Genomic DNA, 26,113 nt, shown 5'->3' on the forward strand with positions numbered 1-26,113 from the left:
GATATTATGTACTAATTTTAGCATGGAGCCTGGCTGCTTGCAGCCAGAGCCTTTATATTAAGGTATTGTCGACACAAATCCTTATGCACAAGCAGCAGCAAAGGATCTAGTGTCTACATCATTATCGTAGGAAGTAACAGCCATTTCATGAAGCAAACCTACGCCTGGATGATCGTTATCCTTATCGTCATCATCGAATTTAAAATGAAAAGGTTTGCAGTTTAACGGAATGTCGTGATGCGTTTTTCTCCCAGCAACTACCATAACAATTAGGGCAGGAGATAGCAGACTACCAGTCATAGGTGATGTAGTAGGAGTGTCATCAGCAGGTAGCGTAATCATTTCTTCGGAAGGCTCATCACTTGAAAGCTCATCACCACTGAAGCAATTGATTAAGTATTTAGACAATTTGCCAAAAAAATTGGATAGTTTGCCAAAAAAAGTTTTAATATATGGGAGAATCATCGTGCCAAACTCGTGTAAGTCGAATATTAATGCATAAAGAATAATCATTATACATAATGTCAATTAAAAATAAAGAGAAGAATAAAACTCACAACACCATCCCATTTACTTGAGCATCCCACAAGGATTTGAAGTAACCATCTTTGTTAATGAGTTCATCAAAACGACCTTCTTCAATGATTGCTCCTCCTTCCATGACCACAATCCGGTCCATATGCCGGATAGTTGAAAGCCGATGGGCGATAGCAATCACAGTTGCCCCATTTTGTTCCAAAATGGTATTAATGGATTGCTGAATTTGTTGTTCCGTTACGGTATCTAAGCTAGAAGTCGCCTCATCCAGAATAATGATGGGAGCATTTTTTAAAATGGCTCGCGCAATCGCAATACGTTGGCGTTGGCCACCAGATAGCTTTACACCTCGCTCGCCAACAATCGTCTCATATTGCTCTGGTAAAGACTCTATAAATTCATCAATATTGGCTAATTGCGCTGCTTGTTTAATTTCTTCAAAAGAAGCATTTTCTTTTGCATAGCCAATGTTTTCCGCAATGGAGCGATGGAAGAGCATGATATCTTGTGGGATAAGTGAAATTTGACGTCTGACTGAATCAGACGTCATCTCTTCAATGGAATGACCATCTAGTAAAATAGTTCCTGAGCGTGGTTTGAAATTTTTGAGTAACAAAGAAATTAAAGTGGATTTACCAGCACCGGAATGGCCAATAAGTCCTATTTTTTCGCCTGCTTTAATGGAAAGATTCAAACCGGAAAAAATCGGCTGTTCCTCCTGGTAGGCAAACGATAGGTTTTTAAACTCAATGGTCCCTTGTTTTAAACGAATATCTCGCGCGATGGAGCTGTCAATCGTTTCATGTGGTGTCTCAAGGACATTAAATGAAGATTTAAAATCTCCAATTTGCTTTGTGAAATCACACATTCCCGAGATAAATGCCCATAAATCAAATGAAATTGCTAAGGCTGTAAGCATCACAAAAATCAAATCGCCGGTTGAAATTTCAGCTTGCTGGCGCAAATGAATCATGAAAATAAAAACACCAATGAGCATGAACCAATACAGAACGCTACCCACTAAATTAAATTTAAAATCATATTGATACAACGTGACTTGGCGTGGGACATAATCCTCAGACATGAACGCGCTGGCACGCTTTAATTCATCCTGACGTTTTGCAAAGTAAAATAAAGAAAAAATATTGGTAATGTTATCTGAAAAACGTCCAATCACATGGTGCTTTGATTCAGCGGCTTCATTGGAGTATCGATTAAGTTTAATACTCATGGGTAACAAGAGCGCAATCACAAGGGCACACCACAGCAACATAAAGAAGAAAACGGTGGTATTGACTATTAATAAAACGAAAATAGATACCACTACCACCGCAAAATTCTTCCCTATTGTGTGATGTAAGCTAGAAAAGACAGTATCGTAACCATCTAAAATGCCTTTTAATTTACTGATGAGGGTGCCTCCCTGAGTATTCTGAAAATAGCGATAGGAGTGGTATTGAATATAGTCGTAGACGGTTAAAAGCAGCCGTCGGCGTGCATAAGGTTCTGCCTTCCATTCTCCTATATTACTTAATCGCCACACCACATCCAGTCCAATTTGTGCTGCAATAAATAAAACAATAGGATGAATTAAAATCTCATAACTAACAGGCCCTTCTCTGGAAAAGGCATCCACCAGTAATTTCAATGAATAATTATTGGCAAACACATAAAAAGCAGTCAAAATGGGTGCCTGCATGATGAGCAAGTACCACCAGCGATAAGGCTTGATGATGCTCCACAGGAACTGCCAGATGGTGGGTGCTTTAAAATGGTGCAAGTTATTCATCTTAATCAGACTCCAAGCAAACTGTTTTTGTAACTCGAATAGGGTTTAAGAACGATTGATCATGAGAAATGACAATCATTACCTCTTCATTAAACGCAGAGTTCAATCGTACTCCTACAACGTTGTTGTAATGCAGATAATACATTTAAATAAAAGGTTCTGCTTATTGTCATTTAAGATATTTATTTTTATATTGATATAATTGTCAAACTTTTGCATACGCTTCGCTACATCGGGGGCTTTGTATACTGCCGAATTAAAATCCAGCAATTGACCAAGGATCAAATGAAACAGCCACGTGTATTGGGATTGCCTGCGAGCACCTCACTCGTTATTGGAAATATGGTTGGGGCTGGTATTTTCCTTTTACCTGCTTCTCTTGCAGCAATAGGGAGTATTAGTTTATTAGGCTGGGTTGTGACCGCTTTGGGTTCTATTTTATTGGCTATCGTTTTCGGTAAACTAAGCCAGCGCTTGCCTTTGGTCGGAGGATTATACGCCTATTGCCATCATGAGTTGGGTAGTTTTGCTGGTTATCAAGTAGGTATTGCCTACTTACTGGGTAATATTATTGGTGATGCAGCCACTGTTGTTGCTTTATTGGCCTACCTTACCGTCTTTTGGCCTGCAATTAATGTGGATCATCGTTTAGCATTTTTTGTTGGCAGTGGTGTTATCTGGTGCATCGCTTTACTTAATATTATCGGCGTAAAGGAAGTCAAAATCGTTCAAGTCATTACTACTGTTGTTAAATTAATTCCTATTGTTCTTGTCTCAATAGTGGGGCTATTTCATGTACAAATTGCTAATCTTGCAGAATTTAATGTTTCAGGACAATCTAATATAGCTGCTTTGGCCAATGCAGCTATGTTAACTTTTTTTGCTTTTGCAGGATTGGAATCAGCAACAATTCCTGCAGAGAATGTTAAAAATCCAGAGAGGACCATTTATCGGGCTACAGTTTTGGGAACCGTTATCACCGCACTAATTTATATACTGAGTACCATAGCAATTATGGGGATGTTTTCTCCCGGGTTTTTAGCTAATAATCCAGCTCCTTTTGCTGAGGCAGGCAAGCTGATTTTTGGCGAGCTAACTAACCAGATTTTTGCTTTAGCAGCCATTATTGCCTGCATATGTACCATTATTGGTTTTTTATTCATTACTAGCCAGGGTGCTATGGCGACAGCAAGAGATGGTTTGTTGCCTGGTTTTCTTGCAAAATTATCGCGATATCAGACTCCTTATTGGGCAATTATTGTTTCTGCTCTGATCATGACGATTTTTTTGGGCATGAGCTATTCTAAGTTACTCACGTCTCAGTTTACTCTTCTTGTCACTTTATCTAACCTGTGTATTCTGGTGCCTTATCTTTATACTAGTATCGCTGCCATGGTGGCTTTTCAGCAATTTAAAGAACCAAGTAGCAGGGGCAATTTTATCAGTGTGATGGTCATGGCTATTTTGGCTTGTATTTACGTTTTATTTGCCATCGTAGGCTCGGGCAAGGACGTTATTTTTTATGGCATAATCTTATTGTTTATTCTAATGCCTTTCTATTCATTTATGGCTATCCATCGAGATAAGTCAAAATCAAAAAACATTTAAAAGAAACAATTGATCTGTCTTTGATCAAAAAGTTATTCTTTAGTACAATAATGATTATTTGGGTTATTGACACTGGAGAAAAATTTTTGCCATACCTTGCGTACCCCTATATTCGCAAAGCTCAATCCGATGATTACGATGCTATATGGGCAATATGGATGCAGGATCATATTATTCAATGGATGTCTTTCGGCAAACAGAGTAAGGAAGAGTTTAGAACACATTATGCACGTATGACGGAAGCAAGCGATATTTATGTGCTTATTGATAAAGTCAATGATCAAGAGAAAATTGTTGGGGTAAGACGAATTAAATTCGGTAAAAATCAATATCAACATATTGCAGAATATTGCTCAATGGCTATTGATAAGGATTACCAGAGCAAAGGTTATGCAAAATTATTTTATCAGGAATCTGAAAAAATCGTACGCAAAGCTGGCATTAAAAGGATACAACTGACTCAAAGCGGTGGAAATCTCGCAGCCTTTCATATAATTGACAAGAGTTTTTCTGAGGAAGCTGTCTTCCCTGATTGGTTACAACGACACAATAATAATGGCGATTTCTACCTAATTGAACGCTATATTTATCGCTTCTTAGACGATAAATTGGCTGCAATTGCTTCTAAGTTACCAAGCTTAAAATATCAGGAAGTCATTCCGCCGCTACGGGCTGTAAGTAATAATGCTATTACTGTTCAACGTGTCAATAATCAATTCATTGCTTACTTTAAGGAAAAACCATTATTAACTCTTGATTTTTACCCAGACAATTCTGTGATTCGACATATCGGTTTCCTGTCAATACAATTTCACTTGCTTGATCATCAACCTGAAGCTACTCTGGCTTTGCAAAAAATTCTGTCAGATATCCTCGAAGAAGGTTGTGTAAAAAAAGTAGAATTATTCACTGCTGAGCTCGCCGTGGCTGAGTTATGCAGAAACACAGGTTTTTTTGTTCGTGGTGAAAAAATTGCTTCTTATTACGATGATAAGGAGGGTTATAAAAATGAACTAGGGGTTGAATACAGTTTCTTTAATATTGTTGACACACAAAGTTTAATCACAGCTAAAATGGCTGATCCAATGAAAAGAGAAAGTATAGCCTCTGTATTATTGAGTTGTTCTGAAAGGATTGATGCATTAGTCAAGAATAAAACTTGCGATTCTTTAGGTGCTCGTTATCTTGAAAATTTAGTTTATCAAATAGTCCGTGATGGTTTGGGTCTAAATAAAATCTTTTCATTAGTTGATAAACGATGGATACCTTTAATCAATGAAGTGCCATCTGCTCTGCATAATGATTTATGCTGTCTTCAGAATCGCCTGCAAAGTACAGGTATTGCCCCTTTGTAAACGAGATAAATTGGATTGTACTGACTCCCTGGATTTAGACCAACTAAGATCATAATTTTGAGAGCAAATGTAGACTGGTTGCTTACAGCTGTCTCTTGATCACATCTCTGCCTATGCCCCGCGGCTGTCCGCTGGGTTCAGTGTTTAGTGCAGTGCTCCTGGATTCCGCGGACAAGCCGCGGGACATCGGAGAGCGGAGCTGGACTGGGTTTTCAGAGATGTGTAGAAGATTCAGTTGCTTGCAGACAAAGGAACTTTCAATCATAGCCAGTTATGCTTATTAGGATGTAAATGGAATGGTTAATTGCTTCTCGTAAATGGAGGCAGTTATTGATTCATGTATCTCATTTAACTTTTCGGTAATTGCTTTATGATTTAACGTTGGCCCTGCATCTATATATCGGAAATTCTGATGCTCCTCAAACGTTTTAATTGTATTCAAAAAGGAAACTAAAGGGGTTGTAGCGCCTATTTCTAACTTGGCTATTGCATATTTTAGGGTACTTGGGTGATCTGGACATTTTGAGGACATCGAAGGTGCAAACAAAACTTGTGTCTCTTTAGCCCATGTATTTGTAATATCAATAACCCCTGAGCGACATTCAGGTAGTCGACTTTCAATTTGCGCCAGAATGTAGTTCAGATGAGAAAAATTGGTATGTGATATTAGCAGGAATTTAATATGACTGTTTTCATCTAAAAAGCGTTTAAACTCAGAAATTCGTTCTAATGATTGTTCGTCAACTTGAGCCATTGAATTAAAGATATTAACAAAATCTAAGAAACTGATCGCCGTCTTGAAATGTTCATTTAAGTTTTTGCAAAAGTCTTCAAGAGTAATATCTGCTATTCTCAATGGTCCTAGATTAGGTACCATCCACTGCCAAATTTGCTCACCTGTTATATTTTTCCTCGTGCAGAAAAATAATCGGTGAAACCTGATTTTAATTTATTAACATCTGATGAGATAAACTGCCCTAGTGAAAATACTGCAAAGATCATTTTTCCCCAAAAAACTAAGTGTGGCGAATGGTATATTATAACAACAAGAGAACATTATGCATAATAATTGTCATGAAATGTACGTCTACGCAGGATTAAAACCACGATACAAGTCTAGGTAAGTAAAGTAAAACCTGGGTTATGGTCTTTCAGCCCCACCCAGACTTGTATCATAGTAGATTCAGGTAACAACTCATTGATAGGTATAAAAGACAGGATTATAAAAAGACCTCTGTTTTTTTCCATTGGCCATTACTATCTTTTACATAAACAATGCGAGAATGCAAATTGTGGGCACCTCGTTGCCAAAATTCTATCTTTTCTGGAATAAAATGATAACCTCCCCAAGTTTTGGGCATAGTGATTGGTTTGTTTTGATATTCTTTGTGTAATTCATTATACCTTTGAACCAGCTTATCATAGGATTTTATTTGTTTGGCTTCACCAAATAAAACGGAAGTTACTTGATGAGTTGCATCCCTTTCTCTGAAAATTTTTTCCGCTTCTTCTCGGGTAAGAGGACGCACAGTCCCACTCAAATTGACCTGTTTTTGTTCTGGATGCCAGTTAAACGTAACGGCTGCATTGGGATTTTTTTGTAATTCCTCAAATTTTTGCGTGTGAAGATTTCCGATAAAAGAAAAACCATCTTCATTGATATCTTTGGCCATCATCGATCGGGTGGAGGGTTTGCCTTCATTGCTGGCAGTGGCCAATATAAAATAGGCAGCTTCTCTCTCCCCCATCTTTTGACTTGCTTCATGATACCAGTCTAAAAACTGTTGCATGGGGTTGGTTTTCATTTTTTCAGCCTGAAGTGGCTTATCATGTAAAGGCTTTTCGGGGGGAGGGTTATTAGCTAATAAAGATGAGCAAACCAAAAAGAGAAAAAACACCCACAACATTTGCACTTGTTTTCGCATGACGTACCTTCCTTTGTATTCAATAACGATTTTAAAATGGTCCCTAGGCAACCCATATTTATACTACACGTTGATCCTCTGCAACAAGTATAAATAGAAGGGACCATACCAGGGAACGTCCCTGATGAACATCAGCTATGAGGTAACTCAGAGGGCACAGAGGCCGCACCTAGCGTAGCGATTATATGCATGATTCCGAGATCACCAGTTATTTTCCGACCTACGGTTAAATTAATATTAAATAACTGACTCACTTTTTCTTTATCCGTCTGATAGATAACCTTTAACGGTAAGGTGATGTTCCATTGGTTGTTGTTGGATTCAATCAGTTGCGCTTGCCCAGCCATTTGGCTGCTCATGATGAGATTAAGCGTTTTGATTGCGTCGATATTACCTGATTGGTCTAATGCAGCCTTAAACTCAGCCCAGCCTTCTTCGGTGTAACATGACTGTAATTTCTGCAACTGCGCATCAATAAACGCATGGTTAAAATCAAAAGATTGTGTTACAGCGTATTGTGCCCAACTTAAAACAAGTGCTGGATCGATATTTGTAATATCGGCAGGAATTTTATAGTCACAATTGATGGTTTCTGCTTCTGCTAGTTGTTTAGAGACTAACATTTGATTGGCTGGTGTATCTTGCAAGATTTGAGGAGTTTGCTGTGGAGCTGAAGATTGAACTTGTTGTGTCATGGGTGATGATATTTGAGGAGCCAAATCTACTCGTTGTACAGTTTGACTGGAAATAATATTTGCACCAGATAAAGACGCGCGTGCGATTTTTGCAGGCATGAAGGCAATTCCTGACGTAGTCAGTATTTTTGTAAGATCACCAGTGATTTTCCAACCCACAGTAAAATTAACATCAAGCAACGGGGTTGCTTGGCCCCAATCGTTCTGATAGGCAATTTTTATGGGTAAGCTGATGTTCCATTGGCGGTCATTGCTATCGCTATGTGAAAGTTGTCGATTCATCGAATGATTGGTCATCAGTTTCGGCGTTTTATTTGCCGCAATGTTACTGGATTTTTTCACTGTCACATTTAATTCAAATAATTTTTTTTCTGCATACCAAGATTGCAATGTCTGCATGGTTGTATCCAGGAACTCAGGTGTTAAATCAAATGACCGCGCTATAACATCGTTTTGCCAATTTAGAATTTGATCCATTTTTGCAGTTGCAGAAGGCGCTTTAGTAGGGGGCTTAGTGATTGGTATTTGTGTGATTTTTGCTATTGATGAAAATTGATATGGTCGCAATTGATCAATGTGGGGTACTTCTCTTGCTATCTTTGTCTGTTGTCCTTTTCGCAAATCTGTTTGCTGTCTTGGCTGACCAGTCGTTGGTTTCACTTGTGATGAGGATATTCTCGTTTGCGGCGGAAACAAGGAGGTAAACAATGGGGTAATGATCTTCGTTTGCGCCGTATCAAAGGTTTCCGTATTTTTATGGGCCATAATTATATAAATACTTCGAGCTGTTTCTTCTATTGATCCTGGCTTTTGGGATAAAGGAGGCATACGTGGCGTCGCAATCATTTGCATAATTGCGAGCTCACCTCTTATTTTCCGACCAATAGTTACATAAACATTAAGAAAATGAGTTATTCTTTTTTCATCATTTTGGTAGACAACGTTTAAAGGCAATGTGACTTTCCAAAATGAATCGCTGTTGGATTCGATCAGTTGGGCTTGACCATCTATCCGACTGTTCATGATCAGCTTCTGATTTCTAATGGCTTCAATGTTACCTGATCGTTGCAATGCAGTCTTAAATTCACTCCATCCCTTTTCGGTATAGCATGGTTCCAATGCCTGCAGTTGAGCATCAATCGATTCAAAGTTAAAGTCAAAAGATTGACTTACGGCATGTTCTACCCAGTTTAAAACGAACGCCTGATTAATTCTTTTGGTTTCAGCTGGAATGCTATAACCACAATGGATGTCTGTCGGTTTTTGAAATTGGGATAATAGGTGTTGAGTGGCTTGAGCATTTTGCGGAGCATCCGGAGCTTGCAAAGCCTGTAGTTGAGTACAGATCAAACTGAGTAATACACCACAAAACTCTTTTTTCATCAAACACATTCCATATGTCAGGGTCTAATATTTTGTGATAATAATGGCTGTTCGTCTAGAGGTCGTTCATGATTCCTGCTTTTCGCGGGAATGAGATCACTGCTCAGTGCATTATTCGCACAGGTGACGCTGTTCTTCAGTCCATCTTTTAAGTTACTAATAATTATGTCATTTTATAGTTTCATTCCCTCTGAATTTGATTATTTCCATGTCAGACCTAGAACACGGCCATAGCAAAAAAGAAATTATTGAGCGATTTGCAAAAGCTCCTGCGCAAAGTTATTTGCGTGATTGGATATATGGAGGAATTGACGGGGCTGTTACAACGTTCGCGATCGTTTCAGGTGTTGTAGGAGGCCAGTTATCCTCTCTTGTGATTCTAATATTAGGTTTTGCAAATCTGTTGGCAGATGGTTTTTCAATGGCGGCGAGTAATTACTTAGGAACGAAATCAGAGCAAGAGCAATATCAACGATACAAAGCCATTGAAGAGAAACATATCGAAAGAAAGCCAGAAGGTGAAAAAAAGGAAATTAGGCAAATATTTCAAAATAAAGGCTTAACGGGTGAGGCATTAGAAATCGTTGTGGATGAAATTACTGCCAATCGAGCTTTGTGGATAAGCACTATGTTACAAGAAGAATATGGTTTGCCGATATCAATTCGATCGCCATATAAATCTGCTCTATACACGTTTTTGGCATTCCTTTGTTTCGGATTTATTCCCTTGCTTCCTTACGTGTTTAACTTTACCGATACGTTTTATTGGTCTTGTTTTTTTACGGGAATGACATTCTTTATAATTGGTTCCATCAAAAGTCAATGGTCTCCTAAATCCTGGTTTGGTTCTGGCCTGGAAACCTTAATCGTTGGGCTTATTACGGCAGTGCTTGCTTATGTTATCGGATTGCTTTTGCATTTTTATTTGGTTTAATTCAAGGTTGGGGCTTGGCCCATAGCCGTCAGGCTAAGAGTTTAAAAGCACTCTCCTTCGCAGAAGTCAAAGGTCAAAAGAGGTTTCTTTTTTGAATCTTTGATAGCAAAGAGGGAGAGATTTTCATAGAAATCATTCAAGAAATGCTTTAATCGATAAGGAGACATGAGGGCGATAATCAATCCAGTAGCCTTGGAACTTAGTTGGTGACAGGCTTTATAAAAAGAGAGTTGTTTGCCTTCTATGTTGCGCATGGGATTGCATAGCAAAAACAAAAGCATCATTGCAATAAACTTACCATAGGTTTCAATAATCACTCGAGCAAACTTTTTAGTTTTGATAGAGTCAATATGCATTAAGGATTTACTTAATTTAAAGAGGAGTTCTACCTGCCATCGTAAAGCATACGTTTGATGAATTGCTTTATTATTGATTTGAGTTTCAGAGGTATTGGTAATATAAATAGACCAACTTTGTAAAGCCAACGATTCCTGGTTTGGTGTGGAACCACGGCGACGATGATCTTTTATAAGTCTTCTCCGCCTTTGCTCGGCAATGACTGGTGGTAATCGTTGAGCGACCAAGCGGACAGGAATTTTATGCGTTGCTCCCATAAGGACCTGCTGAGAAAAGAATGGTGCAGCATTCTCCAAGGTAACGAGTAAATCAAAAGGTTTCTTATCTTGTGTTAGAAGTTTAGTTCCGGTGAGCAAGCGGCTTATGAAGAAAGCGTTTTCTTCCATAATTTTCTTAAACGTGTTCAGTTTAAAATAACCTAAATCCATTAAATAAAGAGCTCCTTTTTCAATAGTATTAAAATAATTATCAAAGCCCTGATCGTTATCACAGCCCGAAGTTAGAGTAAGCTCTTTTATTTGTCCACCAAGATAATCAAACATCATTTGGATTTTCATAGCGGAACTGGATGCGGCTCCGCCACTGCCTTTAAAAAGCTCATTCAGCGCCTGATGTAAGGATATAGTACTGCTATCAATGATGTTAAGGCTACTAAATTGCTCCAATCCTTGGAGTTGAGGTAACTTTTTCATTTGAAAGTGCTTTAAACAGAATAATGAAAAGGCTTTAAGAAATCCGGCTGTTCGTTCGTTAAATCGCTCATGTAATGATTGTTTTTTGATATAAACTTTTTGCGTTTTTACCAATCCACAGAAAAGTTCCAAATTAAAATGTTCTGAAAAACAGAGCGTTATCAATGATTTTATAAAAACACTAGGTGTCAATTTTGAACGGCGTTTCTGAAAACCTGTTTCCTTTCCTATCCGATCCGCTTCATAAGTAAAAAATTTAAAGATTTCTTGAGGAATATTTGATAGGGTATCCAGCAGCATAGAGTCCCTTTTGGTTGTTTTCCTGGCGGGAAAAAATTTAAAAGGGTACTCTAGCTTTTTTTATTATTATTTCAATAAGTTAAACAAACAATTTCTTTCTTAGCCTGACGGCTATGGGGCTTGGCCCAACCTAATTTGGATTTTTTAATTAAATAATTGCATGGAATTTTCTGCTGCGAGTGTATGATCATTCATAATGGCATAAACTGCATCGCGTAATGTTATAGGAACATTTACAGAAAAAACAGGAAGAATCTCGTCCTTCTTTTCGTCCATAATAACTAATTGGATAACGTCAGAGGAATAAAGCCCTTTTTTCTGGAAACATTCTACTTTTTTCCCCTCTGCCTGACCGATCCCTCTACCTTCTCCGATGTATGCGTATCCGGCTTTATTAATTAATGCGGTGATTCTTTCAAGTTTCATAAAAATACCTATGATTTAAATGGAGAGCATATTATACAGACTAAAAACTTATAGTTAAAATAAATTCCACTAAATAGTTTATTGATACACATTGGATTAACTTATTGCATTTGGGGCTATAGTTTAAGAAGGCCTTGAAATTTATGGATCTTGTAATGGAAGAGAAAGATGATACCGACAAACTAGATAGTGGCATCACGAATCGCAATACGTTGTTCTCAAGAGAATCGCCTGCATCTAAAGATCTGAACAGCATGGCTTCATCCGTTGACCGTGTTAAAGATTTTGACGTCTCAAAGCAAAGCGCCTGGTTAAAATACAGTGATGAGATAATTCAGGAGTTTTGTGAGTTATTACCCAGTTTTCCAGGAAAAAAACCTCATGTACGTGAAGATATCCGCTGCCCGGAAGAGGTTTTCACGAGTCAGCTGGGTTGCGCTTATGCTTTTCTTGCAAGTAAAAGACGCCAGGTAGCCAAAGAGTTAAAACAGGGGCCCCTTAGACATCAGTTTGGGCTGTTTAATAAAGCTGGTTTTGCCTCAACTGACGATTTTAATCTCAACAAAGATATACCCACGCAAAAAGAGGCTATTTATGAACAACTGTCATCATTGATTAGTCATGCAAATCCGCTCGTTGATGTTGAGAAAAGGGTAAATACAGAAGCAGAAAAAAGCTTTATTTATACGATAAAAATTAAAAGGAGTGCGCATGAAATGCAACGACTACACAACAAAAATCTGGCTACAAAATCACCTTTTATTGAAGATGAGAATATACTCACCATAACGTTTCATGATTATGGTAAAGATGATGCTCGAACCGCAATTGTTATTGATCATAGCCCAACTCCTTTTGCTGAAAATTATGCTAGTCAGTCAAGTTATTTCCAGGTGCAGTTTGCGTTGATTGAACCTTATTTCCAAGCTTGCTTAAATTGGGAGTCGCACCAGGGATTGAAGAAATTTTTAGTCAATGCTGGGAAGCTTGCCCACTCTCTAGCTCTTTTACAACCAGTAGGCCGAGGAAATTCCGCCATCGTAGAATGGATGATTAGAGGGATTGCTCGAACAAAGGGTATCGAGCTAGGCCCCTTTAACCACAGTGAAAAAATTGGCTGGGATTTTAAAGCATTTCTTACCCCGGAAATGCAAGATTATGCCAACTGGTTTTCTGAGAAAGCCTTTGTAAATTGCACTCTCCAAGAGGTTTCATCTCCCTCAAAACCAGGTGCTTATTAAGCCTGTGGCAGGGGAGCGAGGTGGCATAATTGCTTGAGTCTCCATTTCTCTGTTTTCATAAACCTGTTAAAGGCTAGGTGCAAATAGGGATATAACAGGTTAGAATGCTCATAAATTATTGTTAACTAGTTGAGTAGTCTACATCTTTCGGTTTGAACAGAGCGTCATCCTCTGGCTTGACCGGAGGCTCCAAATCTTAGAATACCCCCTCATCTCCCTTTCCCCGAAGAGGAGAGGAAAAATACCTCTCCCTTTTTGGGAGAGGTTGACGCGCATAGTGCGGGGCGGGTGAGGGTCCGTCATAGTAAAGTGTAGGGAAATATAAGACTAAATGTTAAGGATTTTTACAGTCATATCTTGTTTGTTTCTTAGTAACTGTATGGTCGGCCCTAATTACAAAGAGCCACAAAAAACGGTTATGGCTCAGTGGTTACAAAACAGCCCTGCAGTTAAAGCAGCCCCACTACAGGATGCGAATTGGTGGCAAGTTTTTAATGACCCAACCTTAACGTCTTTAATCTGTCAAGGCTATCTAAATAATTTATCGTTGCAGAGTGCTGGTGTTCATGTTTTGCAAGCTAGAGCACAACTTGCTCAAGCAGTGGGTACACTCTATCCGCAAGAGCAAGCGATGATCGGCAATTATACTTATTATCGCATTGGTGGTGGTTACTTGCAGGATATTTTGCCTCAGACGTTTGAAACGGCGTTATTGGGTTTTACAGCCAGCTGGGAGCTTGATTTTTGGGGTAAGTATCGCAGGGCGATTCAATCAGATAACGCTGCGTTTTTAGCTTCCTTCGCTGCCTATAATAATGCTTTGGTCACCCTTACGGCAGATATTGCTAGCACCTACACTAACATTCGTACCCAGCAGGAACTGATTCGAGTAACAAAAGCCAATATCCAAGTGCAGGCATTGAGTCTAAGGATAGCTAAATCTCGCTACAAGGCAGGAGAAACCAGCTTAATCGATGTGCAGCAAGCACAGACTCAACTTGCTGAAACACAAGCCACTCTTCCTACTTACGTTTATAAGTTGCAGCAACAGAAAGATATCTTGGCCGTATTGCTTGGTACTGTTCCTAATGATGTGGATCATTTGCTTGTAAAAAGTCGGGGCATCCCCAAAGCACCACCATCGGTAGCCGTAGGGATCCCGTTAGAAACATTGGCGCAACGGCCCGACATTCATCAAGCAAGACTGGAAGCTATAGCACAATCTGAAGCAATAGGAGAAGTCAAAGCCAATCTTTATCCCGCATTTTCACTCGCTGGGACGTTTGCTTTCGCTTCGAATTCGATTGGTCGTTCGTCCATTAGCGATATTTTTAACTGGTCAAATCGAACAATCACCGCTGGACCTAGTTTCTCCTGGCCGTTGTTGAATTACGGGCAAATCACCAATGCGGTGCGCGTACAGGACGCTGCCTTTCAGCAGGCGTTGTTTAAATATCTAAATCTGGTATTACAGGCCCAGCAAGAAGTCCAAGACAACATTACTCGATATATTGAGGCAAGGAAAGCAGCACGCTCTTTGACCATAGCGAATAATTCGGCTACCGCAACCACAAAACTGGCATTGGTACGTTATAAAGAGGGTCAATCGAGTTATACCGTTGTGCTGGATGCAGAACAGCAACAACTTCGTGTGCAAACGTCACTAACGAATGCGAAAGGTGAAATTGCACAAGCTCTAGTGGCGCTTTATCGTGCATTGGGAGGTGGCTGGCAAATCCGAGGGGGGAATGATATTGTTCCTGAACACATTAAAGCAGAAATGGCTGCACGTACCAACTGGGGTAATTTGCTAAAGCAAAAGAATCATATACCACCTGCGACAAAGCGCGAGCGACTAAAGCAACTTTATCTACCGAATTGGTGATGAGTATGAATCAGGATGAACGAGCAAAATTAATAAAAAGAGTAATTATAGGACTGATTGTTGTGCTTCTCATTTATTTGGTGGTGTTTCACAAACCAAAAAGCAGCACACCGCCTCTTCCAACCCCAGTCGTTATTGTTAAAAAACCAGAATTGGTTGAAATGACTGAATATGTGACACAAACGGGAAGCTTGGTCGCTTACAATTCAGTTGATTTGGTTGCTCGTGTGGAAGGTTACTTGGATTCTGTAGAGTTTACCGATGGAAGTTTTGTCAAAAAAGGCAAACTGCTATTTATTATCGAGCCGCAACCTTATCTAGAAAAGCTTCGGGAAGCAGAATCTCAAGTAGCAGTGCTGGAAGCAGCTAACACTTATGACAAGATTGAATATGAGCGTCAGCAGAAAATGTATAAAGAAAATGCTACCTCTTTAAAGAATGTCCAGAAATGGCTGGCCAAATACGAGGAATCCAAAGCAGGAGTTACTAAACAAAAGGCGAATGCAACAATAGCAGCAATTAACTATAGCTATACTCATGTTCGTGCTCCATTTGATGGACGAATTGGTCGCCATTTGGTTGACCCAGGGAACTTAGTCGGTAATGGCAAGGCTACCGATTTGGCAACCATTGAGCAAATTAAGCCGATCTACGTTTATTTCAATCTCAATGAGCTTGATTTAATTAAAATTCGCGCAGCGGCACGACAGCGGGGTTTTAAGCCAGGAGATATTAGTCAGATTCCTGTTTATGTCGGCACGCAAAATGAAGAAGGATTTCCTTATGAAGGCAAACTTGATTTCGTCAATACTGGTTTGAACGTCTCAACAGGAACCATGGAATTTCGCGCACTTCTACCGAATGACAATTATAATTTACTGCCAGGTCTGTTCGTGAAAGTACGTATACCCATAACTTCACCCACTCCACAACTAACTGTGCCGGACACGGCAGTGCTGTACGATCAAATTGGGCCTTATTTGTTGGTGGTTGATAAAAATAATTATGTGGTACTAAAGCGAGTGGTCTTAGGCAGCGTGGAGCAAGGTATGCGGGCTATTACTAAAGGGCTTGTTGCGCAAGATAAGGTTATCGTTAATGGACTACAAAATGCAACGCCGGGTAATTTAGTTGCACCCAAAATGCAGGAAGTATCTAGTAAAAGTGAGAAGAAGGAATGATTTCTAAATTCTTTATTGAACGACCTGTATTAGCAAACGTAATTGCATTGCTATTAATTTTTCTTGGGTGCATCGCCATAGGTATTTTACCCGTGTCTCAATACCCAGCGATTGTGCCGCCAACGATCCAAGTTACTACAAACTATCCTGGTGCGGATGCGAAAACACTGATCAAAACAGTCGCACTCCCTATTGAACAGCAAGTCAATGGGGTTGAAAACATGCTTTATATGCAATCCACAAGTAACGATAACGGCAATTATAATTTGATTGTTACTTTTGCTATTGGTACTGATCTCAATTTCGCGCAAGTGTTGGTGCAAAATCGTGTGCAAGCAGCGATGGCACAATTGCCGCAGGAAGTGCAACAGCAGGGTGTTTTAGTACAGCAAAAATCCACTGCTATCCTGCAATTTATCACCTTGACTGCAAAACATGGCGAATATGATGGATTATTTCTTAGCAATTATGCAGCAATCAATATGCAAGATGAGTTGTCGCGTTTGCCCGGTGTAGGTAATGTGCTCATCTTTGGATCTGGGACCTATGCCATGCGAGTATGGCTTGATCCACAAAAAATGTTTTCCTTTGGTTTAGTTCCAAACGACGTACTCAATGCTATTAGTAATCAAAACAAGGAAGTTTCAGCTGGGCAAATTGCTGCTCCGCCAGCAGTAGGCCAACAACCCTACCAATTTACAGTAAACGTACCCGGCCAGCTTGCTGATCCCAAGGAATTTGCCAATATCATCATCAAAACCCAGCCCACACAAGCAAGTCAAGAGACAGACTCCGGCAGCAACACGACTACTCAAAGTACCAGAACGAGTGCTCAAATTGTACGTATTGGTGACGTCGGTCGTGTTGAACTCGGTTCTTCCAGTTACGCCCAGCTCGCTAAACTAAATGGGCAACCGACAGCGGCCATCGGGATATTTCAGCTCCCCGGGGCTAATGCCTTACAAGTTGCCAAAGAAGTACGTGAAACCGTGGATAAAATGGCAAAAAAATTTCCACCAGGACTGCAATATTCTATTCCTTTCGATACAACAACCTTTGTAAAAGCATCGGTAAACGAGGTTTATAAAACGCTTTATGAAGCAGGAATTTTAGTATTAATAGTTATTCTCGTTTTTCTGCAAAATTTCCGTGCCACGTTGGTACCAGCCACAACCGTGCCTGTGACGATTATTGGTGCTTTCTTTGCCATGTTGATGCTAGGTTACAGCATCAATTTATTGACATTATTTGCTTTGGTATTAGCCATTGGTATTGTGGTGGATGATGCGATCGTCATTGTTGAAGGGGTCAGTCAGCATATCGAACGCGGTGTTCCTCCAAAAGAGGCTGCGATTGAAGCGATGCGGGAATTATTTGGACCGATTCTTGGTATCACTTTAGTGCTCATGGCTGTATTTGTGCCAGCAGGTTTTATGCCGGGCCTGACGGGGGCAATGTATGCTCAGTTTGCTTTGGTTATTGCCGCAACCGCATTTATTAGTGCAATTAATGCCATGACCTTAAAACCAACTCAATGTGCTTTATGGTTAAAGTCAATAGATACTAACAAACCAAAGAACGCTTTTTATCGAGCCTTTGATCAGTTGTACAATCCTCTGGAGAAGGCTTATATCCGCTTCATTGATCGCCTCGTGCATCGTAGTGGTCGTACATGTTTAATTGGTATTTTATTGGTTGCAGTCGCTATTTTTGGTTTAACTCGAGTTCCGACAGGTTTCATTCCTATTGAAGATCAGGGATATTTGATCCTGAATGTGCTGTTGCCAGATGGTGCATCACTAGACCGTACTGATACCGTCTTAAATGAGCTTAGCAAGAAAGCCTCCAAGATTGGTGGCGTTGAGAACGTGATTTCTATCGATGGTATTTCGCTTTTGGATAATAATTCTAGCCTTGCAAATGCTGGCGTTATATACGTCATGTTTAAAGATTGGAGTGTACGTGGTAAGGGAGAAGACTTACTGTCCCTTTATAATAAGCTCAATGACATTGCTATGAATACCCTGGATGCTAAAGTTTTGGTTGTGGTACCTCCGCCAATTCAAGGTTTAGGATTATCAGGTGGATTTCAAATGCAAGTCGAATTGCAAGATGGAACGTTTGATTATCGTAAGTTGCAGGATGTTACCGATCAGATGGTTAATCATGCTAGTCAGCAGCCGGAGTTGCAAAAAGCGATGACTTCGTTTCGTGCCTCTGTGCCACAAGTTGCAGCACCAATCAATCGGACCAAAGCGGAGTCGTTAGGTGTGACGGTTGGTGATGCATTTGATACTTTACAAACCTACCTGGGCTCATCTTATGTGAACCTTTTTACAAAGTTTGGCCAGGTTTTCCCAGTTTATGTGCAGGCAGATAAATCTTCACGCATGACTATCGAGGATGTTCGCAATTATTATGTTAAAAATCAATCGGGGGAAATGGTGCCACTGGGTACCCTTACCGATATTAATCCTACAGTGGGACCATCGATTATTTCTCTTTATAACTTGTATCCTTCAAGTAATATCACTGGTATAGCAGCCACCGGCTATAGCTCAGGTCAAGCCATTCAAACATTGGAGCAATTGGCCCATTATTTATTGCCGGCTGGACTGTCTTATGAGTGGACCAGTACAGCTTATCAAGAAAAGCTAGCAGGAAGTATGAGCTATTATATTTTTCTCATGTCGCTCGTTCTGGTCTATCTAATTTTGGCTGGACAATATGAGAACTGGCTTACACCAGCAGCCATCATTTTAAGTGTGCCATTAGCATTGCTAGGAACTGTATTGGCATTATCGAGCATTGGGATTGCTAATAATATGTACACTCAGATCGGTTTATTGCTTTTAATTGCCCTAGCTGCCAAGAATGCCATTTTGATCGTCGAGGTGGCGCGCGAGCAACGGCAAATTCATAATAAATCCGTTCTAGAAGCCGCAGTGCTAGGAGCAAAAACACGATTCCGACCTATTGTAATGACCTCTTTTGCTTTTATCATGGGCGTATTACCTCTGGTATTTGCCACTGGTGCAGGGGCTAATGCACGGCGCTCAATTGGTATCGCAGTGTGCAGTGGTATGCTTGCATCAACCTGTCTTGCCATGTTGTTTGTCCCATCCTTTTATGTGGTGATACAGGGTTGGCAGGAACGACGGCGAGCAAAAAAGTTACAATCTGCCGTTAAACCCATGTCATCTTAGGATCATCCCGTTTGATTATGAAGGTAGCCGTTCCTGTGTTTTGTAATCCTCAGCCAAATTGTACTAACCTTATGAGAGAGCAATTATCTAAAGGACTAGGAATGATGGCTCAGCATACATGGCAGTTTTATGACGGCTTACGCGGTCGTTTAGCTAATAAAGACTATACATGATCCTCATGTACTGGCGTGTACACTCCGATTTTTCCGCTCAGCGTCTCCTCACACTTCGCTCTCCTCAGTAAGTTTGGAAAGAGGTCTAATACATGGGAGGAGCAGAAGGTTCTGGTAGAAAATAACTTGAATTCTCAAGGCTTCGACAGTCCTCCTGGATTTGCGTGAGTTCTAGAGATAAGCTTTGGCGCATTCCACTTTTAAAGGTGTTACTACCAAAAAATGTCAAACTGCTCCCAGCTATCGCTGAGAAAGTGAATAAAGCACCAAAAGATATCTCAAACTGAAGCAGAGATAACCCAAATGCTACCCCATAAGCGCTAAAAAAGGAACTGCTGCCGAAAGTGGCAGCTAAACCTGCTATGCTAGCACCAATAATCAATAAGCCAGCAATAACCAATAATGTGCCTACAAATTTTCTACCTAGAGAAGGCGTGCCTGAAGCATGGTCAGCAAGTGTTCCCAAATGGTTGATTAAATTAGGATATGCGGTTCTTTTAACTATTTTATCAAAATCATAAAGAACTTGAGTATAAAAATGATAATCTACCAACTTATGTTGATCCAGCTTTGTTGCAATTTCTAACTCCATTAAATGGAGCGCGTTCTCTATATGAACTTCAACAGTATTTGCACGATGCATAGAGCGTTTCAAGTTAGTAACTGCTAAATTAAAAATCTGGGCCTCATATTCTTCCAGTTGTTGCTCTGTCAAGTCACATAAATATTGACTGGTTGTTTTTACGTCAAGGTAATGAATATACGCTGCTTTTCCTGTTTGCAAGTGATCTGGTAAATCTTTATTTTTGTCAATATGAGTCGAATTAACAAGATCTATCAATAAATCAATAAATTGTTCATCTTTTCCTTCTTCGTTTACTCGTTGATAAATGTCCAAAATAAAAGCACATAGTCGAAGATAGCAGATGCGGTCAAAAAAGGATTGCGAAATAGTTGGCAACTGATATTGCGGATCAACCATCCCATAAGTTGCAATAGGAGTGAACAAGTCTTGTAACCTATGTTGCAAATTCAATAGGCAAAAGCGCACTTGAGGTGAAAGTCCTGCGGGATGATTTTGCTCGAAATCTGTAAAGCAGTTTACCAGTTTGTTTTTAAGCTGAGTGAGTAAATGAGACGGATCGTCTGCTAATGTTTGTAAGAATTGTCGACCCTCCTTCACATGCTTTTCGATCCATTGAATGCGTGCTTGCGCAATGCTAATTTTCTCTTCTAATTGGCTAACGTTGCGAAGATAAGGCTCTCTTTGCCTCTCTAAAGAGTAGCGTTCCGAGATTAAGCTATTTAATTGAGTGTTTAAGCTGATTATATTGACCGTAGCTAGTGTATCCGAAATCGTGTGAAGAATGCCTGGATCATGGTGATGATGGTTGTGACTATGATAATGATTACGATGATAATAATGGTAATGAGTAGCTTGTGCACTTTGCGCGATAGCAATTTGTGATTGCAATGAACTGATCTGGATATTTAGACTCTGCAACTTGTTATCTAGAGGAATTAGGTGTTCTCTTTGTTCTGCAATAGATTGTCTAGCTGAACCGATTTGTTCATGAAGACCAGGTAAGTCATCGTTCCATGAGCTGATATTGGCTTGATTATAAATGACATTATTGACGGGGCGCATACTGCTCTCAGACTACTTCCTAAAATGGCAATCAGTGTATTAAATAACTGTCCAATTATCAATATATTGGGACAATATTTCACTTTAATGTTTACGTATAATACTGTTGGTTGTTGATGTTCTTCAGCCATACAAAAAATTGACCATCCACTTGGCAATCAAGTGATTATGCTCATCCAGTTGTAGTGAAGTTAGGCCTTGCTCTGATCGTTCTTCACCCAGAATGATTTTACGATCTTCAATGATTGCTTGAGTATAGGCTTTACTATATTCCGGATGGCCCTGTATGGTGAAGAGATTTTCATTGATTTGCATCATATAAAACGGGCAGAAATCACTTTGGGCCAATATTTCTGCTTCTTTCGGTGGTTCTATAACTTGATCCTGATGACTTACCAGCAAATTGAGATTATCTTGTGCTGGGATCATCCAATTCTTTTTTTGAATGATTTTGTTTATCGACATCCCTATCCCCCACCCATTAGGGGATTTAATCACTTTGCCTCCCAAGGCTTTGGCAATCAATTGATGACCAAAACAAACACCGATCACTTTTTTTTGCACCTGATGAAGTTGGCGGATAAATTCCTCCAGGTTTGTAATCCATGGAAAATCATCGTTCACACCGTGACGACTGCCAGTAATCAGATAAGCATCCGCTTCATCTGTATGAGAAGGCAATTCGCCATGTTTCGCATCATAGACTACGAATGTTAAACTGCGATCGATCTCATGAAACAATTTAGCAAACATGTCCTGATACCGACCATGTTCGGGGATGAATTTTTCATGTATCTCATCACATTGTAATATGCCGATGTTCATCGAAATCTCCCATGTATCGCAGCGATGAGAATTTCTTTATATTGTAGCTTATTGAAGATAATAGGATTACTCGATGATGAGGGATCTTGCGTAGCCATTTTTGCTACCCGTTCTGCTTGAGAATCATCAATGCCAATCTCAATTAAAGAGTGCTCGATGCCCAAATCCCAACGCAGCTGCAATATCCAATCGAGAAAGCCATTAAAGCCATTGGAAAGTTGTAAATAAGCTGTCAGTCGTGAAATTTTGTGTTCAATAGCCGCACGATTAGCTTGCAGTACATAAGGCATCAGAATCGCATTTAAGCGACCATGATGAGCATCGTAGATGGCCCCCAAGGGATGTGCAAGGGCGTGCATTGCTCCTAGCCCGCGTTGAAAAGCTGTGGCACCCATGGTTGAGGCCACAAGCATATGCGTTCGGGCTTCAAGGTCTTGTCCATCTTGCATCGCGCGCGGCAAATACTCTTTTATTAATCTCATCCCTTCAAGTGCAATGCCCTCTGCTATAGGGTGGTAATTAGGGGCGCAATAAGCTTCCAAGCAGTGCGATAAGGCATCCATACCTGTGGCTGCGGTGATAGCTGGCGGTAGTTTCACCGTCAATTCAGGATCAAGAATCACAATGAGAGGAAGCATTTTGGGATGAAAAATGATCGTTTTGACTTGCTCTTGCGTATTGGTAATTACTGATGCGCGACCTACTTCAGAACCAGTTCCTGCAGTAGTAGGCAAGGCGATAACCGGTGCTATGCCGGCAGAATTGACTCGTTTCCAATTGTCACCAATGTCTTCAAAATCCCATAGAGGGAGACTCTGTCCAACCATTAGCGCGATGGCTTTTGCAGCATCCAAGGCAGAGCCACCACCAAAAGCAATGATCCCATCATGTTTACCAGCATGGTAAGTAGCGACTCCTTCCATCACGTTCTCGCCGGTGGGATTAGCCTTAATTTGGCTGAATAAAGCAATGCGCAGCTCTTTGTCGTGGCAATGTTGCAAAACATCAGCAATCATCGGCAATTCGGCTAACATAGGGTCGGTAACCAATAGAGGAGATCGCAAATTTAATGTAATGCAAGCATCAGCAAGTTCGCTAACGCGTCCTGCACCAACGCGTATTGATGTGGGATAGTTCCAGTTAGCCCTCATGCGAAACTCCTTTCTACAACAGTTCTTATATGAAAAGATTTGGGTCGCGTAAGCGATTCATAGCCAAGGGAAGACAATGTGCAGCCTCGTCCAGAATTTTTTACACCGGTCCAAGCTAGCGCAGGATCAAGGTAATCACAGCGATTAATAAAAAAGGTACCCGTATCTAGTTGCTCACCAATGGTTATCCCTGCATCAATGTCTTTGGTAAAAACAGCGGCAGTCAGACCATACGCACTGTCATTCATGAGTGTAACAGCTTCGTCATCATTAGCGACGGCCATAATACCTACTACTGGACCAAAAGATTCCTCAGTCATGACGCGCATCTGATGATTTACTTGCGTCAAAATTTGTGGGGCAAGATAAGCTGAACCGGGTCTATCCATAGGAAAATCTTGGCTCTCAATATGCGCTACAGCTCCTTGAGCTACTGCTTCTTTAATTTGCTCTCGTACAAATTCTGCAGCAGAAGCACGAACGAGAGGGCCTAGTGTTGTCTCAGGATCATCAGGGCGACCGAGTTTGTACCTGCTAACTAGAGCGACTGCTTTGTTCAGAAACGTTTGATAGATATCCTGATGGACATAGATACGCTCTATACCACAACAGGATTGACCCGAATTGAAAAAAGCGCCATCAATGACTGTTTCCACCGCATGATCAATATCAGCATCTGCTCGCACATAAGCTGGATCTTTGCCACCTAACTCTAAGCCAATATGGAGAAAACGTCCAACTGCTGCACGTTCTACCATTTCACCACCACCGACTGACCCTGTGAAAGCTACGTGGTTAATTTGTGGCGATTGGATGATCTTTTCAGTGTCGGCATGGGTCAAATGAAGGTACTGGAAAACCCCTTCCGGCAATTCAGCCAATGCAAATGCTTGCGCAAAACGTTCTGCGACTAATGGCGTTTGCGTAGAATGCTTAAGTAGTACAACATTTCCAGCCATGATGGCAGGGATGATGGCATTGACTGCTGTAAGATAAGGGTAATTCCAAGGGGCGATAACCAGGGTCACCCCTAGCGGCTCGTGTTTGATATAACGTAAAAACCCTGCCTTTTCAGGCAAGCTGAGAGATTTGAGAGCATTTCTGGCGGTCGCAATCATATAGCGTGCACGCTCCTCCAAACCGCTGATTTCTCCTGGTGTATAACGGATGGGGCGTCCCATTTGCCAGCATATTTCTTGGGCAATGACTTCTTTGTTAGCCACTAGGGCATCAATGGCGGCTGTACAGAATTTTTCGCGCTCAGGGAAGGAAGTGCCTCGCCATCGTCTTTGTGCTATTCGGGCTTTTGTCAGCGCTGCTTGAATCTCTGCTTGCGTGGCCCATGGACGTTCCACATAAAGGGAGTTATCAATGGGGGAATAGCTTCTTAATTTGTCATTCATTTTAGAATCCCATCGAGTTAAATAATTTCAAAATAACGATCCAATTCCCAGTCAGTAATATGGCGTCGGAACTCTCGTTCTTCCCACTCGCGAGTGGCGACGAAATGATCGACAAATGTTTCACCAAATAAGGCGCGAGCTATTTTTGAGTTTTTCAAACGCTGAGATGCTTCCCATAGGGTACGTGGCAAAGCCAGTTCTTCATCGTGGTATTGTTCGTAAGAGTTGCCTTTAATCTGTGGGCCTGGTTCTAGCTCCTGTTCAATGCCATACAAGCCTGATCCTAGTGCTGCTGCTAGTGCTAAATAGGGATTAGAATCGGCAGAGCCCAGACGATATTCAATCCGCTGAGATTTATCACTGCCAGGAATGACACGTAATGCTGTTGTGCGATTTTCTACACCCCATGTAGCGTCTGTGGGAGCCCAGAAACCGGGAATCAACCGTGTGTAACTATTCACTGTAGGTGAGACCATTGCCAGGAATTCGGGCATCAACTTTTGTTGCCCAGCAAGAAAATGACGTTGGATTTTGCTCATGTTGTGAGTCATCGATGGATCATAAAAGGCTGAACCTGAGCCATTTTTATGATGTAAAGAGAGGTGAATATGTCCACTCTGCCCTGGATAATGGGGTGACCACTTGGCCATAAATGTTGCCATCATGTTGTTGCGTTGCGCTAAGATTTTCATGAAGGTTTTAAACAACGCTGCTTTATCTCCAGCAGCCTCACAGTTGTCCACTGCAATGGCTGCTTCAATAACGCCAGGTCCTGTTTCAGGATGTAAACCCTCGATAGGAAAGTCCATGACTTCACTCATATTGAGTATCTGATGGTATAAATCGGCATGTACAGTATTACGAATGATAGAATAACCGAAGAAATCTGGGGTAAAGGGCTTTAAGTTGCGAAATCCCTTGGCACGCACGCTATCAGGCGTTTCGTCAAACATAAAAAACTCGTATTCAAGGGCGGCATAGGTGTCAAATCCCATATCAGCGGCTTTTTCAACCACTCGGCGAAGGCAAGCTCGAGGACATAGGGCTTCGGCGGTACCAGAAAATTCCGCCATGAATAAGAGTTGATTATCTTCAAAAATCAACTCGCGGCAGCTTTGCGGCAAAATGCGCACCGGTGCATCCGGATAACCTGTATGCCACCCTGTGTACTTGCCATTGTCATAGAGTTTATCTTTAGAGTCCCAACCCAAAATGACATCACAAAAAGCAAAGCCATGGTCTAGGGCCGAGAAGAATTTGCTCCGGCTCATATACTTACCAAGCATCACTCCATCGATATCAAAAATTCCAACTTTAATATGGCTAAGGTTGCGTTCCTCAACAATTCGTTTTGCGTCTTCTGCAGTGATGACCTCTCTTGGTTTTAGCATTGCATGTC

General features: G+C 40.7%; 19 protein-coding genes. 7 read left to right on the forward strand and 12 right to left on the reverse strand.

All coding sequences use genetic code 11. The annotated features are described in order from the left end of the window. Positions 1 to 81: 81 nt before the first annotated feature. Complete coding sequence (locus tag CKV79_RS03405; RefSeq protein WP_028373932.1) at positions 82 to 513, reverse strand: hypothetical protein; 432 nt, start codon at positions 511 to 513, stop codon at positions 82 to 84. A gap of 40 nt (positions 514 to 553) precedes the next feature. Continuing rightward, positions 554 to 2,326 (reverse strand): ABC transporter ATP-binding protein, encoded by a 1,773-nt coding sequence (locus CKV79_RS03410; protein WP_051546224.1) that lies wholly within the window; start codon positions 2,324 to 2,326, stop codon positions 554 to 556. Between the two features lie 285 nt (positions 2,327 to 2,611). Between CKV79_RS03410 and CKV79_RS03415 the strand changes: the two genes are divergently transcribed. Together CKV79_RS03415 and CKV79_RS03420 are read left to right on the forward strand one after the other, a co-directional pair. Further along, on the forward strand, positions 2,612 to 3,934 hold the full coding sequence (locus CKV79_RS03415) for an amino acid permease (protein WP_028373934.1): 1,323 nt from the start codon (positions 2,612 to 2,614) through the stop codon (positions 3,932 to 3,934). 50 nt (positions 3,935 to 3,984) lie between these two features. Continuing rightward, the gene (locus CKV79_RS03420; RefSeq protein ID WP_028373935.1) at positions 3,985 to 5,289 is read left to right on the forward strand and encodes a GNAT family N-acetyltransferase; all 1,305 of its coding nucleotides are present in this window, start codon (positions 3,985 to 3,987) and stop codon (positions 5,287 to 5,289) included. A gap of 280 nt (positions 5,290 to 5,569) precedes the next feature. Here CKV79_RS03420 and CKV79_RS03425 read toward each other — a convergent pair whose 3' ends face one another. The 3 genes from CKV79_RS03425 to CKV79_RS03435 form a co-directional block, all read right to left on the reverse strand. After that, positions 5,570 to 6,145 carry a hypothetical protein gene (locus CKV79_RS03425; protein WP_131796102.1) on the reverse strand — a complete coding sequence of 192 codons (576 nt, stop codon included), beginning with the start codon at positions 6,143 to 6,145 and terminating at the stop codon, positions 5,570 to 5,572. Positions 6,146 to 6,509: 364 nt separating this feature from the next. After that, complete coding sequence (locus tag CKV79_RS03430) at positions 6,510 to 7,214, reverse strand: pyridoxal 5'-phosphate synthase (protein WP_051546225.1); 705 nt, start codon at positions 7,212 to 7,214, stop codon at positions 6,510 to 6,512. Positions 7,215 to 7,345: 131 nt separating this feature from the next. Beyond that, positions 7,346 to 9,292 carry a DotI/IcmL family type IV secretion protein gene (locus CKV79_RS03435; RefSeq protein WP_051546226.1) on the reverse strand — a complete coding sequence of 649 codons (1,947 nt, stop codon included), beginning with the start codon at positions 9,290 to 9,292 and terminating at the stop codon, positions 7,346 to 7,348. A 208-nt stretch (positions 9,293 to 9,500) separates the two neighbouring features. On the opposite strand from CKV79_RS03435, the gene CKV79_RS03440 reads away from it, so the two are divergent. Next, entirely contained in the window at positions 9,501 to 10,226 is a 726-nt protein-coding gene (locus CKV79_RS03440) for a VIT1/CCC1 transporter family protein (protein ID WP_028373937.1), read from the forward strand. A gap of 41 nt (positions 10,227 to 10,267) precedes the next feature. Here CKV79_RS03440 and CKV79_RS03445 read toward each other — a convergent pair whose 3' ends face one another. Both CKV79_RS03445 and CKV79_RS03450 read right to left on the reverse strand, forming a co-directional pair. Then, a complete protein-coding gene (locus tag CKV79_RS03445; protein WP_095141691.1) occupies positions 10,268 to 11,575 on the reverse strand; it encodes an IS4 family transposase in 1,308 nt (435 codons plus the stop codon). 144 nt (positions 11,576 to 11,719) lie between these two features. After that, the gene (locus CKV79_RS03450) at positions 11,720 to 12,001 is read right to left on the reverse strand and encodes a hypothetical protein (RefSeq protein ID WP_028373987.1); all 282 of its coding nucleotides are present in this window, start codon (positions 11,999 to 12,001) and stop codon (positions 11,720 to 11,722) included. A 155-nt stretch (positions 12,002 to 12,156) separates the two neighbouring features. On the opposite strand from CKV79_RS03450, the gene CKV79_RS03455 reads away from it, so the two are divergent. From CKV79_RS03455 to CKV79_RS03470, 4 genes are all read left to right on the forward strand, one after another. After that, positions 12,157 to 13,242, forward strand: a complete 1,086-nt coding sequence (locus CKV79_RS03455) for a hypothetical protein (protein WP_028373988.1) — start codon at positions 12,157 to 12,159, stop codon at positions 13,240 to 13,242. 331 nt (positions 13,243 to 13,573) lie between these two features. Further along, a complete protein-coding gene (locus tag CKV79_RS03460; protein ID WP_028373989.1) occupies positions 13,574 to 15,127 on the forward strand; it encodes an efflux transporter outer membrane subunit in 1,554 nt (517 codons plus the stop codon). Positions 15,128 to 15,132: 5 nt separating this feature from the next. Beyond that, positions 15,133 to 16,308 carry an efflux RND transporter periplasmic adaptor subunit gene (locus CKV79_RS03465; protein WP_028373990.1) on the forward strand — a complete coding sequence of 392 codons (1,176 nt, stop codon included), beginning with the start codon at positions 15,133 to 15,135 and terminating at the stop codon, positions 16,306 to 16,308. Beyond that, positions 16,305 to 19,514: an efflux RND transporter permease subunit gene (locus CKV79_RS03470; protein WP_028373991.1), complete on the forward strand. Its 3,210-nt coding sequence runs from the start codon at positions 16,305 to 16,307 to the stop codon at positions 19,512 to 19,514. Before CKV79_RS03465 ends, CKV79_RS03470 begins: the two co-directional genes overlap by 4 nt. Before the next feature lie 258 nt (positions 19,515 to 19,772). Here the strand turns inward: CKV79_RS03470 and CKV79_RS03475 are convergent, their stop codons facing one another. The 5 genes from CKV79_RS03475 to CKV79_RS03495 form a co-directional block, all read right to left on the reverse strand. Continuing rightward, positions 19,773 to 21,335 (reverse strand): hypothetical protein, encoded by a 1,563-nt coding sequence (locus tag CKV79_RS03475; RefSeq protein WP_028373992.1) that lies wholly within the window; start codon positions 21,333 to 21,335, stop codon positions 19,773 to 19,775. Between the two features lie 123 nt (positions 21,336 to 21,458). Continuing rightward, positions 21,459 to 22,160: a glutamine amidotransferase-related protein gene (locus CKV79_RS03480; protein WP_028373993.1), complete on the reverse strand. Its 702-nt coding sequence runs from the start codon at positions 22,158 to 22,160 to the stop codon at positions 21,459 to 21,461. After that, on the reverse strand, positions 22,157 to 23,311 hold the full coding sequence (locus CKV79_RS03485; protein ID WP_028373994.1) for an iron-containing alcohol dehydrogenase: 1,155 nt from the start codon (positions 23,309 to 23,311) through the stop codon (positions 22,157 to 22,159). The genes CKV79_RS03480 and CKV79_RS03485 overlap by 4 nt, the downstream gene beginning before the upstream one ends. After that, positions 23,308 to 24,714, reverse strand: coding sequence for an aldehyde dehydrogenase family protein (locus CKV79_RS03490; protein WP_028373995.1), 1,407 nt, complete (start codon positions 24,712 to 24,714; stop codon positions 23,308 to 23,310). Before CKV79_RS03490 ends, CKV79_RS03485 begins: the two co-directional genes overlap by 4 nt. Before the next feature lie 17 nt (positions 24,715 to 24,731). After that, on the reverse strand, positions 24,732 to 26,105 hold the full coding sequence (locus CKV79_RS03495; RefSeq protein WP_028373996.1) for a glutamine synthetase family protein: 1,374 nt from the start codon (positions 26,103 to 26,105) through the stop codon (positions 24,732 to 24,734). Between the last annotated feature and the right edge of the window lie 8 nt (positions 26,106 to 26,113).

It is taken from the genome of Legionella lansingensis, from assembly GCF_900187355.1.
Taxonomy (GTDB): Bacteria; Pseudomonadota; Gammaproteobacteria; order Legionellales; family Legionellaceae; genus Tatlockia; species Tatlockia lansingensis.